We start from the raw sequence: 15,366 nt of genomic DNA on the forward strand, positions 1-15,366 counted from the left end.
GAAGCCAATCGAGCGGTGAAAGCCCTTTTGATGCAGCCCCCTGGATTGGCGCCGTACGCCTGCGACCCGGCCGATACCCGGGGGCGCCGCCATCCCCAGTCGGCGGCGCCCACGCGCTCGGAGTACCAGCGCGACCGCGACCGCATCGTGCATTCCACCGCCTTCCGCCGGCTGGTCTACAAGACGCAGGTGTTCCTGAACCACGAGGGCGACCTGTTCCGCACGCGCCTGACGCACTCGCTCGAAGTGGCGCAACTGGGCCGTTCGATCGCCCGCTCGCTGCGCATCAACGAGGACTTGGTGGAGGCCATCTCGCTGGCACACGACCTGGGCCATACCCCGTTCGGCCATGCCGGACAGGATGCCCTGCATGAATGCATGGCCGCGCACGGCGGCTTCGAGCACAACCTGCAGAGCCTGCGCGTGGTGGACGAACTGGAAGAGTGCTATCCCGATTACAACGGCTTGAACCTCACGTTCGAAACGCGGGAGGGAATCCTCAAGCACTGCTCGCGCGCCAACGCCGAGCGCATGGAGGCGCTGGAGCCCGGCGGCATCGGCCAGCGCTTCCTGCAGCGCGGGCAGCCCAGCCTGGAGGCGCAACTGTGCAACTTGGCCGACGAGATCGCCTACAACGCCCACGACATCGATGACGGCGTGCGATCCGGCCTCATCACGCTGTCGCAACTGAGCGAGGTGCCGCTGTTCGAGCGCTACCGCGCCGAGGCCGAGCGCGACCACCCCCACCTGGCGGCGCCGGCGGGCCAGCGGCGGCTTCTGAACGAAGCGATCCGGCGCATGCTCAGCGCGCAGGTGTACGACGTGATCGATGCGACGAACGCGGCCATCGCCCAGTCCGCGCCGGCGCAGGTGGACGATGTGCGCCGAGCACCGCCTTTGGTGGCGTTCAGCGCCGAAATGCGCGCGCAGTCGCAGGGGCTGAAGCGCTTTTTGTTCCAGAACCTGTACCGCCACCCTCAGGTCATGGAAACCACCGGGCGGGCCCAGCAGGTGGTGCGCGATCTGTTCGCGGCCTACACGGACTCACCCGAGGCGATGAAGCCGCGCTTCGCGGCGCGCGCCGCGGCCGGCGACGAGGTGCAACGGATGCGCACGGTGGCGGACTTCATCGCCGGCATGACGGACCGTTTCGCGGTGCGCGAGCACGAGCGGCTTACGGGCCAGCGGCTGCTGTCCTGATCGCTGCGGCGGCGCGGGCTGCCCGCTGTCGCGGTCTCGCGCAACGGCCCGCCGCAAGCCCACCCGCGCCCGGCCGATAAAATAGGCCCCCCCCCGAAGAAAGCCCCCATGACCGAATTGCCCGCCGCCGCCCCGCACGCCTTTCCGCACGACACCGTGAAAGAGGACATGGTGCGCTGGCTGGAGCGCGCGGTGATCGGCCTGAACCTGTGCCCCTTTGCCAAGGCGGTGCACGTGAAGGCGCAGATCCACTACGTGGTGAGCGAGGCGACCGATGGCCGCGGCCTGCTGGAAGACCTGCAGCGCGAGCTGGAGGCGCTGGCCGAAATCTCCGCCGAGCGCCGCGACACCACCTTGCTCATGGCGCCGGGCTGCATGGAGGATTTTCTGGACTTCAACGACTTCCTCGCGCTGGCCGACGATCTGGTCGAGGCCATGGACCTGGGCGGCATCCTGCAGGTGGCCTCGTTCCACCCGCAGTTCCAGTTCGACGGCACCGACGTGGACGACGTCACCAACAGCACCAACCGCGCGCCGTATCCCACGCTGCACCTGCTGCGCGAGGACAGCATCGACCGTGCGGTGGAGGCCTTCCCCGAGGCCGAGGCGATCTTCGAGCGCAACATCGAAGTGCTGGAGGAACTGGGCACCGAAGGCTGGAAGGCGCTGGACGTCGGCCCGCGCTGCCCGGTGACCGGGCGGTCCACGCCGACAGGCGCTGTCGGCGCAGGAGAGGGCGCATGAAGCGCGCCAAAGCTGCGGCCGGGCAGGGTGGCGCTTCTTCGTCATCGGCGGGGCGGGCCGCGCCGAAGCCCTCGCCCGAAGACCAGGTGCTGCAGGAGCTGCGGCCGGGCCAGTCCATCGAACTGCTCAAGGCGCTGCACATCCTTACACGGGAAGGGCGGCTCAACCAGGATTCGCGGCGCAAGCTCAAGCAGGTGTACCACCTGTTCCAGTTCATCGAACCGCTGCTGCAGGAGCTGTCGCAGGAAGGCCACGCGGCCACGCTGGCGGACCACGGGGCGGGCAAGTCGTATCTCGGCTTCATCCTGTACGACCTGTTCTTCAAGGCCCTGGGGCGCGGACACATCTACGGCATCGAGACGCGGGCCGAGCTGGTGGAGCACTCGCGCGCCCTGGCCCAGCGGCTGGCGTTCGAGCGCATGTCGTTCCTGAACCTGTCGGTGGCCGAGTCCACCGATGCCGCGGCGCTGCCGCAGCGCATCGACGTGGTGACGGCCCTGCACGCCTGCGACACGGCCACCGACGACGCCATCGCCTTCGGGCTGGCCAAGCAGGCGCGCGCGATGGTGCTGGTGCCCTGCTGCCAGGCCGAGGTGGCTGCGTGCCTGCGCCAGGGCAAGGCGCTGCAGCTGTCACGCACGCCGCTGGCCGAACTGTGGCGCCACCCGCTGCACACGCGCGAGATGGGCAGCCAGATCACCAATGTGCTGCGGTGCCTGCACCTGGAAGCCAGCGGCTACCAGGTGACGGTGACCGAGCTGGTGGGCTGGGAGCACAGCATGAAGAACGAACTGATCGTGGCCCGCTACACCGGCCAGAAAAAGCGCAGCGCGGCCGAGCGGCTGCGGGCGATTTTGGCGGAGTTCGGGCTGGAGCAGACTTTGGCGGCGCGGTTCGGCCTGCCACCAGAGGCGGACACGGCGCCCGGGGCGGTTCCGGCAACGGTTTGAGGGTTTTTGGCCGCATGCCGGGGTTTTTCTTGCCTTTGATGCTATAAAAATAGTAGCAATCGCGCCGATCAGGCGGCACATGCGGAATCGGGGACGGATTCCCCCTACCATGGCGCCTGCTTCACTTTGTGCGACCCCATGGCCCGACTGCCCCGCCTGACCCTTGCCGGCTACCCGCACCACGTGATCCAGCGTGGCAACAACCGCCAGGCCATCTTCGCCGACCGGCAGGACCACGAAACCATGCTGGCCCTGCTGACCGAGCAGGCACGCCGCTGCGGTGTGGCCGTCCATGCCTACGTGCTCATGGGCAACCACTTCCACCTGCTGGCCACCCCCCAGACGGCCGACGGACTGCCACTGATGATGCAGGCCGTGGGGCGCAGCTACGTGCGCTACTTCAACAACCGCCACGCGCGCACCGGCACGCTGTGGGAGGGGCGCTACCGCTCCACCGTGCTGCAGCCCGAGCGTTATTTGCTTGCCTGCATGGCCTACATGGATTTGAACCCGGTGCGCTCCGGTGCCACCGCGCAGGCGGTGGACTACCCCTGGTCCAGCCACGCCCATTGCCTGGGCCTGCGCAACGACCGGCTCATCACGCCGCATGCGTTGTTCTGGGCTCTGGGCAACACGCCCTTCGCCCGCGAGGCGGCCTACGCCGCGATGGTGCAGGCGGGCGTCGGCCGGCTACAGCAGCAGGCGCTGACCGATTCCGCGCTCACCGGCTGGGCCCTGGGCGACGCCGCGTTCGTGCAGGTGTTGCAACAGCAGACGGAGCGGCGGGTGGTCAAGGGCAAGGCAGGCCGCCCGCCTGCCGTGCCCAGGCCCATTCCCGAATAATTCCTTTAGGCCACATGGCGAAAAGCTTCATTGCTCCTGAATTTGATGTGTCCCCAATAAAAATAAATGCGATCTATTCTCATCAATAATGTGAATCTGACCCTATTTAAAGTGCTTGCCCGACCTTGCTGCGATGCACTAATCTTGCGCTCCCTGCGACCCATTTCCGAGGAGAGCGCCATGACGACGGCTGCCGAGATCCAATACCTGCAAGAGCACGGTCTCTATTCATCCACCCAAGAGCACGACGCGTGCGGCCTGGGCTTCGTGGCCCACATCAAGGGGGTGAAGCGCCACGACATCGTGACGCAGGCGCTCAAGATCCTCGAAAACATCGACCACCGCGGCGCCGTGGGCGCCGACAAGCTCATGGGCGACGGCGCGGGCATCCTGATCCAGATCCCCGACGCGCTCTACCGCGAAGAGATGGCCCGGGCCGGCACGGCTCCCGACGGCTCCACCGGCGTGGTGCTGCCGCCCTCCGGCGAATACGGCGTCGGCATGATCTTCCTGCCCAAGGAGCACGCTTCGCGCCTGGCCTGCGAGCAGGAGATGGAGCGCGCCATCAAGGCCGAGGGCCAGGTGCTGCTGGGCTGGCGCGACGTGCCGGTCAACCGCGACATGCCGATGTCGCCCACCGTGCGCAAGAAGGAGCCCATCCTTCGCCAGGTCTTCATCGGCCGCGGCAACGACGTGATCGTGCAGGACGCGCTGGAGCGCAAGCTGTACGTGATCCGCAAGACGGCCAGCGCCGCCATCCAGAACCTCAAGCTCAAGCACAGCAAAGAGTATTACGTGCCCAGCATGTCCAGCCGCACGGTGGTCTACAAGGGCCTGCTGCTGGCCGACCAGGTGGGCACCTATTACCTGGACCTGCAGGACGAGCGCTGCGTCTCGGCCGTGGGCCTGGTGCACCAGCGCTTTTCCACCAACACCTTCCCCGAGTGGCCGCTGGCCCACCCGTACCGCTACGTGGCGCACAACGGCGAGATCAACACCGTCAAGGGCAACTACAACTGGATGAAGGCGCGCGAGGGCGTGATGGCCTCGCCCGTGCTCGCGGCCGACCTCAAGAAGCTCTACCCCATCAGCTTCGCCGACCAGTCCGACACCGCCACGTTCGACAACTGCCTCGAACTGCTGACCATGGCCGGCTACCCCATCAGCCAGGCCGTGATGATGATGATCCCCGAGCCGTGGGAGCAGCACACCACCATGGACGAGCGCCGCCGCGCGTTCTACGAGTACCACGCCGCGATGATGGAGCCGTGGGACGGCCCCGCCTCCATCGTGTTCACCGACGGCCGCCAGATCGGCGCCACGCTGGACCGCAACGGCCTGCGTCCCTCGCGCTACTGCATCACCGACGACGACCTGGTCGTGATGGCCTCCGAGTCCGGCGTGCTGCCGATCCCCGAGAACAAGATCGTGCGCAAGTGGCGCCTGCAGCCGGGCAAGATGTTCCTGATCGATCTGGAGCAGGGCCGCATGATCGACGACGAGGAGCTCAAGGCCAACGTCGTCAACACCAAGCCCTACAAGCAGTGGATCGAGAACCTGCGCATCAAGCTCGACAGCGTGGGCGGCGAGGCGCCGGCCGGTCCGCTGCCGGCCGAACTGCCGCTGCTCGACCGCCAGCAGGCCTTCGGCTACACGCAGGAAGACATCAAGTTCCTGATGGCGCCCATGGCCAAGAACGGCGAAGAGGGCATCGGCTCCATGGGCAACGACAGCCCGCTGGCCGTGCTGTCGGGCAAGAACAAGCCGCTGTACAACTACTTCAAGCAGCTCTTCGCCCAGGTGACGAACCCGCCGATCGACCCGATCCGCGAGGCCATCGTGATGTCGCTCAACAGCTTCATCGGCCCCAAGCCCAACCTGCTGGACATCAACCAGGTCAATCCCCCGATGCGGCTCGAAGTGAGCCAGCCCATCCTGGACTTCGCCGGCATGGCCAAGCTGCATGCCATCGAAAAGCACACGCAGGGCAAGTTCAAGAGCGCGACCATCGACATCACCTACCCGCTGGACTGGGGCCGCGAGGGCGTGGAGGCCAAGCTGGCCTCGCTGTGCGCGCAGGCGGTCGATGCCATCAAGGGCGGCGCCAACATCCTCATCATCAGCGACCGCGCCGTGAACGCCACGCAGGTGGCCATCCCCGCGCTGCTGGCGCTGTCGGCCATCCACCAGCACCTGGTGCGCGAAGGGCTGCGCACCACGGCCGGCCTGGTGGTGGAGACCGGCACGGCGCGCGAGGTGCACCACTTCGCCGTGCTGGCCGGTTACGGCGCCGAGGCCGTGCACCCCTACCTCGCCATGGAAACCCTGGCCGAGATGCACGCCGGCATGCCAGGCGACCTGTCGCCCGAGAAAGCCATCTACAACTACGTGAAGGCCATCGGCAAGGGCCTGTCGAAGATCATGTCCAAGATGGGCGTGTCCACGTACATGAGCTATTGCGGTGCGCAGCTGTTCGAGGCCATCGGCCTGAACACCGACACCATCGTCAAGTACTTCACCGGCACCGCCAGCCGCGTGGAAGGCATCGGCGTGTTCGAGATCGCCGAAGAAGCCATCCGCATGCACAAGGCCGCTTTCGGCGACGACCCGGTGCTGGAAACCATGCTGGACGCCGGCGGCGAATACGCCTGGCGCGCGCGCGGCGAAGAGCACATGTGGAGCCCCGACGCCATTGCCAAGCTGCAGCATTCCACGCGCGCCAACAACTGGAATACGTACAAGGAATACGCCCAGCTCATCAACGACCAGAGCCGCCGCCACATGACCCTGCGCGGCCTGTTCGAATTCAAGTTCGACCCGACCAAGGCCATTGCCGTGGACGAGGTCGAATCGGCCAAGGAGATCGTCAAGCGCTTCGCCACCGGCGCCATGTCGCTGGGATCGATCTCCACCGAGGCGCACGCCACGCTGGCTGTGGCCATGAACCGCATCGGCGGCAAGAGCAACACGGGCGAGGGCGGCGAGGATGCCGCGCGCTACCGCCAGGAACTGAAGGGCATTCCGATCAAGCAGGGCGACACGCTCAAGAGCGTGATCGGCGCCGAGAACGTCGAGGTCGACCTGACGCTGCAGGACGGCGACTCGCTGCGCAGCCGCATCAAGCAGGTGGCGTCGGGCCGCTTCGGCGTCACGGCCGAATACCTGTCGTCGGCCGACCAGATCCAGATCAAGATGGCCCAGGGCGCCAAGCCCGGCGAGGGCGGCCAGTTGCCCGGCGGCAAGGTCACCAACTACATCGGCAAGCTGCGCCACAGCGTGCCCGGCGTGGGCCTGATCTCGCCCCCGCCGCACCATGACATCTATTCGATCGAGGACCTGGCCCAGCTCATCCACGACCTGAAGAACGTGGCGCCGCACGCCAGCATCAGCACCAAGCTGGTGTCCGAAGTGGGCGTGGGCACCATCGCCGCGGGCGTGACCAAGTGCAAGAGCGACCACCTGGTGATCGCCGGGCACGACGGCGGCACGGGTGCATCGCCCTGGTCGTCCATCAAGCACGCGGGCGGCCCGTGGGAGATCGGCCTGGCCGAAACCCAGCAGACCCTGGTGCTCAACCGCCTGCGCGGCCGCGTGCGCGTGCAGGCCGACGGCCAGATGAAGACCGGCCGCGACGTCGCCATCGGCGCGCTGCTGGGGGCCGACGAGTTCGGCTTCGCCACCGCGCCGCTGGTGGTCGAGGGCTGCATCATGATGCGCAAGTGCCACCTGAACACCTGTCCCGTGGGCGTGGCCACGCAGGACCCCGAGCTGCGCAAGAAGTTCTCGGGCAAGCCCGAGCACGTGGTGAACTACTTCTTCTTCGTCGCCGAAGAAGTGCGCCAGATCATGGCCCAGCTGGGCATCCGCAAGTTCGACGACCTCATCGGCCGCACCGACCTGCTCGACATGCGTGCCGGCATTGCCCACTGGAAGGCGCGCGGCCTGGATTTCGGCCGCCTGTTCGCCCAGCCGAACGTGCCGGCCGACGTGCCGCGCTTTCATGTCGACGTGCAGGACCACAACATCGAGAAGACCCTGGACCGCAAGCTCATCGAGCGCAGCCAGCCCGCCATCGAAAAGGGCGAGCGGGTGCAGTTCATCGAAGTGGCGCGCAACGTGAACCGCTCGGTGGGTGCCATGCTCTCGGGCGCCGTCACGCGCGCCCACCCTGAAGGCCTGCCGGACGACACCATCCGCATCCAGCTGGAAGGCACGGGCGGGCAGTCGTTCGGCGCGTTCCTCACGCGCGGCATCACGTTGTACCTGATCGGCGATGCCAACGACTACACCGGCAAGGGCCTGTCGGGCGGCCGCGTCATCGTGCGCCCGTCGATCGACTTCCGCGGCGACACCACGCGCAACACCATCGTGGGCAACACGGTGATGTACGGCGCCACCAGCGGCGAATCGTTCTTCGGCGGCGTGGCGGGCGAGCGCTTCGCGGTGCGCCTGTCGGGGGCCTCCACCGTGGTGGAAGGCACCGGCGACCATGGCTGCGAATACATGACGGGCGGCACCGTGGTGGTGCTCGGCAAGACGGGCCGCAACTTCGCGGCCGGCATGAGCGGCGGCGTGGCCTACGTGTACGACGAGGACGGCCTGTTCGACACCCGCTGCAACCTGTCCATGGTGACGCTGGAGCGCATCCTGCCCGGTGACGAGCAGACCGCCAGCATCTCGCGCGGCATCTGGCACCGAGACCAGACCGACGAAGCCCAGCTCAAGAAGATGCTGGAAGACCACAACCGCTGGACCGGCAGCAAGCGTGCGCGCGAACTGCTGGACAACTGGGCGGCCTCGCGCGCCAAGTTCGTGAAGGTGTTCCCGACCGAATACAAGCGCGCGCTGTCCGAAATCCATGAACGCAAGGTGCTGGAGGAGCCCGCGACCCCCGCGGTCGCCCATCCTGCGAAGGAAACGGTGCCCGCCAAGTAAGGCCCGCCCGATCCACCCGCACCGCATTCAACGATTCAAGGACAGACATCATGGGAAAGACCACCGGCTTCATGGAATACGAGCGCATCGAAGAGGGCTACAAGCCCGTCGGCGAGCGCCTGAAGCACTACAAGGAATTCGTCATCGGCCTGGATGACGCGCAGGCCAAGATCCAGGGCGCGCGCTGCATGGACTGCGGCACGCCGTTCTGCAACAACGGCTGCCCGGTCAACAACATCATTCCGGACTTCAACGACCTGGTGTACCAGCAGGACTGGAAGAGCGCCATCGCGGTGCTGCACAGCACCAACAACTTCCCCGAGTTCACCGGCCGCATCTGCCCCGCGCCCTGCGAGGCCGCCTGCGTGCTCAACGTGAACGACGACCCGGTGGGCATCAAGTCGATCGAGCACGCCATCATCGACCGCGCCTGGGCCGAGGGCTGGGTCAAGCCTCTGCCCCCGAAGCACAAGACCGGCAAAAAGGTCGCTGTGGTCGGCTCCGGCCCGGCCGGCATGGCGGCGGCCCAGCAACTGGCGCGCGCGGGCCACGACGTGACCCTGTTCGAGAAGAACGACCGCATCGGTGGCCTGCTGCGCTATGGCATTCCCGACTTCAAGATGGAGAAGTCGCACATCGACCGCCGTGCCGAGCAGATGGCCGCCGAGGGCGTCACCATCCGCACCGGCGTGTTCATCGGCGCCGCCAAGGACGGCCTGGGCAAGGGCTCCAAGGTCACCAACTGGGCCAAGGAAACCATCACGCCCGAGCAACTGCAAAAGGACTTCGACGCCGTGCTGCTGACCGGCGGCGCCGAGCAGTCGCGCGACCTGCCCGTGCCGGGCCGCGACCTGGACGGCGTGCACTTCGCAATGGAGTTCCTTCCCCAGCAGAACAAGGTCAACGCGGGCGACAAGCTCAAGGGCCAGTTGCGCGCCGATGGCAAGCACGTCATCGTGATCGGCGGTGGCGACACCGGCAGCGACTGCGTGGGCACCAGCAACCGCCACGGCGCCGTGAGCGTCACGCAGTTCGAGCTGATGCCCCAGCCGCCCGAGGTCGAGAACCGCCCCATGACCTGGCCCTACTGGCCGATCAAGCTGCGCACCAGCTCCAGCCACGAGGAGGGCTGCGAGCGCGAGTTCGCCATCTCCACCAAGGAACTGCTGGGCGAGAAGGGCAAGGTCACCGGCCTCAAGACCGTCCGCGTCGAATGGAAGGAAGGCAAGATGGTCGAGGTGGCCGGCAGCGAGCAGGTCCTCAAGGCCGACCTCGTGCTGCTGGCCATGGGCTTCGTGAGCCCTGTCGCTCAGGTGCTGGACGCCTTCGGCGTGGACAAGGACGCCCGCGGCAACGCAAAGGCCACCACCGACTTCGACGGCGGCTACGCCACCAATGTGCCCAAGGTGTTCGCCGCGGGCGACATGCGCCGGGGCCAGTCCCTGGTGGTGTGGGCCATCCGTGAAGGCCGCCAGGCCGCGCGCTCGGTGGACGAGTTCCTGATGGGGTACTCCGACTTGCCGCGCTGAGTTCCGTCAACAGCGGCAGGCTTTGAAACAAACGGCGCTCTTCGGAGCGCCGTTTTCTTTGGATCGATGCGATGGCCCGAACGACCCAAAAAAAAGCCCCTGCCGAACGGCAGGGGCTTTCGTGGAAAGGCCAGCGTTTGCGGCGCAGCGCCGGTCGCCCTTTCCTTTCTCTTTTTTCTCTGACCTCCCTCTCCTACCGAAATCAGGGGGTGATTTCGATGATCTGGGTGATGTGGGGCTGGCCTTGGCCTGGCAGCGGTTGGTAGATGTGCAGCTTCACCACGCGCACAGGGGCGTTGGGTAGCACGTTCTGGGCCTGGGACAGAAACGAATAGTTGGTGCCGGCGACCACTTGGGTTGCAAAGGCGAACGGGGTGTACTTGGTCCCCACCAGGGTCACGGCTTCCGCGAAGACCTTCTTGGCCTCTGCGGTGAGTTCGAAATTGAAGCCGGTCCAGCCGCCTGCAAGATTGTTCGACATGTCGCTCATCCTCTCTAGAGTTTGGTCGCTGCTTGAGTGAAGCCAAAAACGTGCGAGCCTCCGTTTCTGGCTGTCCATTCGTCACCGGAGAGCGCTTTTTTTTGAATTCTTGGTGATTCTTCGATCGCTTCGTTTCCAGCCACGGATTCTGGCGACAGGCCCTCTTTCTGCCCTTAACGGGGGCTGAGAGGTCCTGAAACGTTCTGAAATTTCTCGAAGCCCTGCGATCGGTGAGCGGTGCGTCTTGTCGCCGTGGAAGCAAAACGGCGCCGTGCGGCGCCGTTCTGGAACGCTATAGAAATATGAGCGTCATGCCGGCGCATTCATTGCGCTAGAGGCTGTTTTGTCGCTGAGTCCTCAGAACTTGTATTGCACGCCCACCGTCACCTGCCGCGGGCTGCCCGGCATGACCCAGACGCGGTTGTAGGCGCTGTGGTAGTAGGTCTTGTCGAACAGGTTGTCCACGTCCAGCGACACGCGCAGGCGCTTGTCCAGGTTCCAGTAGGTGGTCAGCTTGGCCACGGTGTAGGCAGGCAGGCGCGGCTCGCCCGTGTCGCCGCGGCGCTCGCCCACGTGGGTGAAGCCGCCGCCCACACCCAGCAGGCCGCCGCCGGCCAGCGCCCTTTCGTGCGTCACGAAGGCGCTGGCGCTCTGGCGTGCGAACTGGGTGATGAGCGGGTCGGCGTCCAGGTAGGTGTAGCTCAGCGCCACGCGCCAGCCGGGTGCGACCCAGCCGGCCAGTTCGGCCTCCAGGCCCCGGTTGCGGACCTTGCCGGGCACCGGCACCAGGTACACGCCGTCGTCGTCCCAGGTGGCCGTGTTGCGCTTGCTGATGTCGAACAGCGCCACGCTGCCGCCCAGGCGCGCATCGGCGCTCTGCCACTTCATGCCCAGCTCGCGCGCGGTGCCGATCTCGGGCTGGATCTGCTGGCCGGACGCGGTGGTCTGGGCCTGCGCGCGGAACGATCGGCCGGCGCTGGCGTACACCGACACCTCGGGCGTGGCCAGCCAGGTCAGGCCCAGGCGCGGCGAGGTGGCGCTCGGGTCCTGGGTGGTGACGCGGCCCGTGCTGCGCTCGTCGATCTCGCCGCGGTAGCGGTCGTGGCGCACGCCGGCCAGGAGCTTCCACTGGGGCGTGAGGCTGATCTGGTCCTGCACGTAGAAGGCGGTGGTGCGGTCTTCCACCGTGCGGTCGATGGCGCGGGCCGTGAGCGCGGGCCGCGCGGCGGCGCCGTACACCGGGTTGGCCACGCTGATGCCGTAGCCGAAGCGGCCGCCGCCGGCCTGGGTGAGCATGGTCTGGTCCATGTCGAAACGCGACACCTCGGCGCCGACCAGCAGCTCGTGCTGGAAGGCACCGGTCGTGAGGCGCCCGTTCAGGTCGAGCTGCACCGTGGTGTCGTCGGACCGGAAGTCGCGGCGGATGAGCCGGCGGCACAGCCAGCCGCTGGCCTCGACCGAGGTCTGGCAGGGCGACGGGCCGTACTGGTGGGATTCGCTGGCCAGGCCGGCCAGCGTGTTGCGCTTGTACTGCAGGCCGGCGCGCAGGCTCCAGTCGGCCGACAGCGCCTGCTCCAGGAAGAACTGGTGCGTCTGGTTGTCCACGGTGATGTCGCCGTCGCCGGGCTCGCCGTAGAAGCGCGAGGTGGGCACCGCGCCCAATTGGCCGTTGACCGAGACCACGCCCCGGTCGAGCGGCGCGCGCTGGCGCAGCCACTCGCCGTCGTAGCGCAGCACGGTGTCGGGGCCGAGCTTCCAGGTGATGGCCGGGGCGATCAGCTCGCGGCGGCTGTGCACGAAGTCGCGGAAGCTGTCCTTGTCCTCCACCGACACGTTGAGGCGGTAGGCCAGCGTGGCGGGCTCGGTGGCGCTACCGTTCAGCGGGCCGGTGCTGTCCAGCGCCATGCGCTTGGCGTCGTGCGTGCCGTAGTAGGCCTCGACCGAATGCGCGGCCTTGAACAGGGGCGGCTTGGTCACGACGTTCACCGTGCCGCCCGGCTCGCTGTTGCCGTACAGCGCGCCCATGGTGCCCTTGAGGAATTCGAAGCGCTCCACGTTGGCGGTGTCGCGCGGCGCGTTGAAGCCGCGGTTGGCCGGCATGCCGTTGCGCAGCAGGCCCATGCCCATGTCCTCGTGGCCCACGAAGCCGCGCATGGCCACGTTGTCCCAGATGCCGCCGAAGTTGTTCTGCCGCGAAACGCCGGCCACGTAGTCCAGCACGTCATCGAGGCGCTGGGCGCCCAGGTCGTCGACCAGCTGGCGCGTGACCACGCGCACGGCCTGGGGCACTTCGCGCAGCGGCGTGTCGGTCTTGGTCGCGCCCTCGGATTCCTGGGCGTGGTACTGGCCGGACTGCTGGCGGCCGACGACCTCGGTGGCGGGCAGTTGCGGCTCGGCGGCCGCGGGCGCCTGGGCGAAGGCGGGCAGGGCGGTGCCCTGCACCAGGGCCGCGAGGCTGGCGGCGGCCAGCAGCGAGCGGCGCGGGCCGCGGGCGGCGGCGGACGGGGGGAGCGGAAATCGCAGGTCAGGGGTCGGGTGGCGGTGCATCGGCGCTTCTCTCGTTGGTGGTAATCGAGAAGAAGACACGCAGCCCCCCGGAAAGGGGACAGCCCTTTTGCTTTGTTTCGATCGATGTTTGCGAAGTGTTGCGCGCACGCCGCGCCGGGGTGTTTTGCGCCCCGCCCCGCGGCCCTTGGCGGCGCGGGGCTTGATATTCTTCAGCCATAAGAAACGACATCGACGAGGAGAACCCGTGGCCAGAGAGCGGACGAGGGCAGGCAGCATCGGCACCCGGCTGGCACTGCTGGCGTTCAGCGCCGTCTTCGCCATGGGATTCGGCGTGGTCGGCTACACCTTCGGGCTCCGGCCCCTGGTCAGCACCCTGCGCCTGGCGTGGGAGGTGCACCACCGCTGGCAGCCGGTGCCGGCCGAGGTCCTCGCCGCGGAGCTCCGGCGGGACGAGCGCCGTCCGGACAGCGGCGCCGGGCCCGCGTTCGAAGTGCAGGCCCGCTACCGCTACGCCGTGGACGGCAAGCCCCATGAAGGCACCCGCGTGGGCCTGGATCCGACAGGCCACGGCGAATCGATGGACTTCGACGGCTGGCACCGCCGGTGGCTCGCGCGGCTGCAAAACGCCCAGGCCAGCGGGCACACCGTTACCGCTTGGGTGAACCCGGCCGAACCGTCGCAATCGCTGATCGACCCCACCATCCGCTGGCGCCTGCAGCTGTTTCGCCTGCCCTTTGCCCTGGTGTTCACCGGCGTGGGCCTGGTGGCGGCCTGGGTGTTCGTCTTCGTCCTGCTGCGCTGGCGCAAGATGGCTCGCGAAGAGGCCGATGCCGCGTCCCTGTCGGACGGGCCAGCGCCCCCGCCGGGGAACACGGCACGCCGATCCCTCGGCATCCTGTGGCCCATCGCCTTGTTCTGGTGCGGCTTCAGTGTCCCGATGGCCGCCTTGCTGTGGCCCGATCCCCATATTCCGTGGCTCGCCAAGGGGGTCGTGGGCCTGTGCGCTCTGGTGGGCGTCGGGCTGCTGTGGTACTCGGGGCATGTCACCTACCTGGCCTGGCGATACGCGGGCACCGGGCTCGCCCTGCAGCCCGCGCGGCCGCTGGCAGGGCATACGGTCGAGGTGGCGCTGGTGGTGCCGGCCCGTGCAGCGCCCCGCATGCAGGGGCACAGCCTGCAATTGCGACTGGCCCAGTACCGGGTGGACGAAGCGAGTTCGGGCTCACCCGAACGGTGCGTGGAGTCTTTCGCCGAGCCCGTGGCGATGCAGCCGGCCAGCGGCGGCCGGCTGCGGCTGGCGGCGCGTTTCCTGGTGCCGCCCGATGCGCCGACCAGTGGCGCCCGCCGCTCGGGCGAGCGCGTGGAATGGCGGCTGGATCTGCTGCGCACGCCGGAAGGTGCGCCGGAGTTGACGTGCGACGTGCCGGTCCAGGCGGCGGCGCAGCCCCTGTCAGGGGAGCCGCCGGACCGCTTCGACCGCCGGGCGGCCTGGAAGGGCACGCCCGTTCCCGTCAGCGCCCGCCCGGCAGGGCCGGGCGCGGAGCAGGATGACGAGGCCCCCATGTTCCTGCCGCCCGCCGTCACGCTGCAGGAAACCCGGCACGCCTGGCACTTCGTCTTTCGCCCAGGCGGCTGGACCTGGGCGGCCGGCATCGTGCTGGTGACTCTGGCGCTCGGCGCGGTGGCTTTGGACGGGCTGGGCGTGTCCCTGGCCGCCGGGTGGCGCACCCCGGCGGCCGCGGGCGCCGGATGGGCCTTGGCGGTGGCGTTGCTGCATGCCGCCTCCCGGCGCTGGACGCTGGCGGTGCAGGACGCCGGCTTGGTCGTGCAGCGCCGCTCCTGGCTGTGGTCGCACGCGCGGGTGGTGCCGGGCGAGGCCACCCAGGCGCTGGTCCGCGCGCTGCAACGGGTCACGGGCAGCGGCCCCAGCGAAAAAGCCTATTTCGCGCTGTACGCGCCGGTGCCCGAAGGGGGCCGCGTGCGCCTCACGCCCGGCATCGCCGGCACCGAGGCCGCCACGGCCGTGGGCCAGGCGATCGCCCAGGCCTGGCGGGTCCGGCAGGGCCATTTCACCCCCGGATCGCAGCGGCCCGCGTCGACGGGCCACTCGCGCCCGACCTGGGGCGCCCTGGCCGCGCTGGCTATGCTGGCGTGGTGCCTGTGGGGCGGTTAGCTC

Annotated in this window: 9 protein-coding genes; 7 read left to right on the forward strand and 2 right to left on the reverse strand. The window is 68.0% G+C overall.

Going from position 1 to position 15,366, the window contains the following annotated elements:
• The first annotated feature begins 30 nt into the window (after window positions 1–30).
• From AVTE2539_RS12215 to AVTE2539_RS12240, 6 genes are all read left to right on the forward strand, one after another.
• Window positions 31–1,200 carry a deoxyguanosinetriphosphate triphosphohydrolase gene (locus tag AVTE2539_RS12215; protein ID WP_284411612.1) on the forward strand — a complete coding sequence of 390 codons (1,170 nt, stop codon included), beginning with the start codon at window positions 31–33 and terminating at the stop codon, window positions 1,198–1,200.
• Between the two features lie 108 nt (window positions 1,201–1,308).
• Window positions 1,309–1,944, forward strand: coding sequence for a DUF1415 domain-containing protein (locus tag AVTE2539_RS12220; RefSeq protein WP_284410964.1), 636 nt, complete (start codon window positions 1,309–1,311; stop codon window positions 1,942–1,944).
• Complete coding sequence (locus tag AVTE2539_RS12225) at window positions 1,941–2,894, forward strand: class I SAM-dependent methyltransferase (RefSeq protein ID WP_272567567.1); 954 nt, start codon at window positions 1,941–1,943, stop codon at window positions 2,892–2,894. The genes AVTE2539_RS12220 and AVTE2539_RS12225 overlap by 4 nt, the downstream gene beginning before the upstream one ends.
• A gap of 138 nt (window positions 2,895–3,032) precedes the next feature.
• Complete coding sequence (locus tag AVTE2539_RS12230) at window positions 3,033–3,737, forward strand: transposase (protein WP_284410966.1); 705 nt, start codon at window positions 3,033–3,035, stop codon at window positions 3,735–3,737.
• Between the two features lie 180 nt (window positions 3,738–3,917).
• Window positions 3,918–8,672 carry a glutamate synthase-related protein gene (locus AVTE2539_RS12235; protein WP_284410967.1) on the forward strand — a complete coding sequence of 1,585 codons (4,755 nt, stop codon included), beginning with the start codon at window positions 3,918–3,920 and terminating at the stop codon, window positions 8,670–8,672.
• A gap of 50 nt (window positions 8,673–8,722) precedes the next feature.
• Window positions 8,723–10,201: a glutamate synthase subunit beta gene (locus AVTE2539_RS12240; RefSeq protein WP_284405115.1), complete on the forward strand. Its 1,479-nt coding sequence runs from the start codon at window positions 8,723–8,725 to the stop codon at window positions 10,199–10,201.
• A gap of 202 nt (window positions 10,202–10,403) precedes the next feature.
• Here the strand turns inward: AVTE2539_RS12240 and AVTE2539_RS12245 are convergent, their stop codons facing one another.
• The gene (locus tag AVTE2539_RS12245; protein ID WP_272551314.1) at window positions 10,404–10,682 is read right to left on the reverse strand and encodes a hypothetical protein; all 279 of its coding nucleotides are present in this window, start codon (window positions 10,680–10,682) and stop codon (window positions 10,404–10,406) included.
• A gap of 357 nt (window positions 10,683–11,039) precedes the next feature.
• Entirely contained in the window at window positions 11,040–13,229 is a 2,190-nt protein-coding gene (locus tag AVTE2539_RS12250) for a TonB-dependent siderophore receptor (protein ID WP_284410969.1), read from the reverse strand.
• Between the two features lie 205 nt (window positions 13,230–13,434).
• Between AVTE2539_RS12250 and AVTE2539_RS12255 the strand changes: the two genes are divergently transcribed.
• Window positions 13,435–15,363 (forward strand): DUF3592 domain-containing protein, encoded by a 1,929-nt coding sequence (locus AVTE2539_RS12255; RefSeq protein WP_284410971.1) that lies wholly within the window; start codon window positions 13,435–13,437, stop codon window positions 15,361–15,363.
• Window positions 15,364–15,366 lie beyond the last annotated feature (3 nt).

The sequence above is a fragment of the Acidovorax sp. SUPP2539 genome (assembly GCF_030158975.1).
Classification (GTDB): Bacteria; Pseudomonadota; Gammaproteobacteria; order Burkholderiales; family Burkholderiaceae_C; genus Paracidovorax.

Bases quoted from the DNA above. Each gene is read 5' to 3' on its own strand.
- AVTE2539_RS12215 (WP_284411612.1), top strand. From the start codon at position 31: ATGCAGCCCCCTGGATTGGCGCCGTACGCCTGCGACCCGGCCGATACC.
- AVTE2539_RS12220 (WP_284410964.1), top strand. From the start codon at position 1,309: ATGACCGAATTGCCCGCCGCCGCCCCGCACGCCTTTCCGCACGACACC.
- AVTE2539_RS12225 (WP_272567567.1), top strand. From the start codon at position 1,941: ATGAAGCGCGCCAAAGCTGCGGCCGGGCAGGGTGGCGCTTCTTCGTCA.
- AVTE2539_RS12230 (WP_284410966.1), top strand. From the start codon at position 3,033: ATGGCCCGACTGCCCCGCCTGACCCTTGCCGGCTACCCGCACCACGTG.
- AVTE2539_RS12235 (WP_284410967.1), top strand. From the start codon at position 3,918: ATGACGACGGCTGCCGAGATCCAATACCTGCAAGAGCACGGTCTCTAT.
- AVTE2539_RS12240 (WP_284405115.1), top strand. From the start codon at position 8,723: ATGGGAAAGACCACCGGCTTCATGGAATACGAGCGCATCGAAGAGGGC.
- AVTE2539_RS12245 (WP_272551314.1), bottom strand. From the start codon at position 10,682: ATGTCGAACAATCTTGCAGGCGGCTGGACCGGCTTCAATTTCGAACTC.
- AVTE2539_RS12250 (WP_284410969.1), bottom strand. From the start codon at position 13,229: ATGCACCGCCACCCGACCCCTGACCTGCGATTTCCGCTCCCCCCGTCC.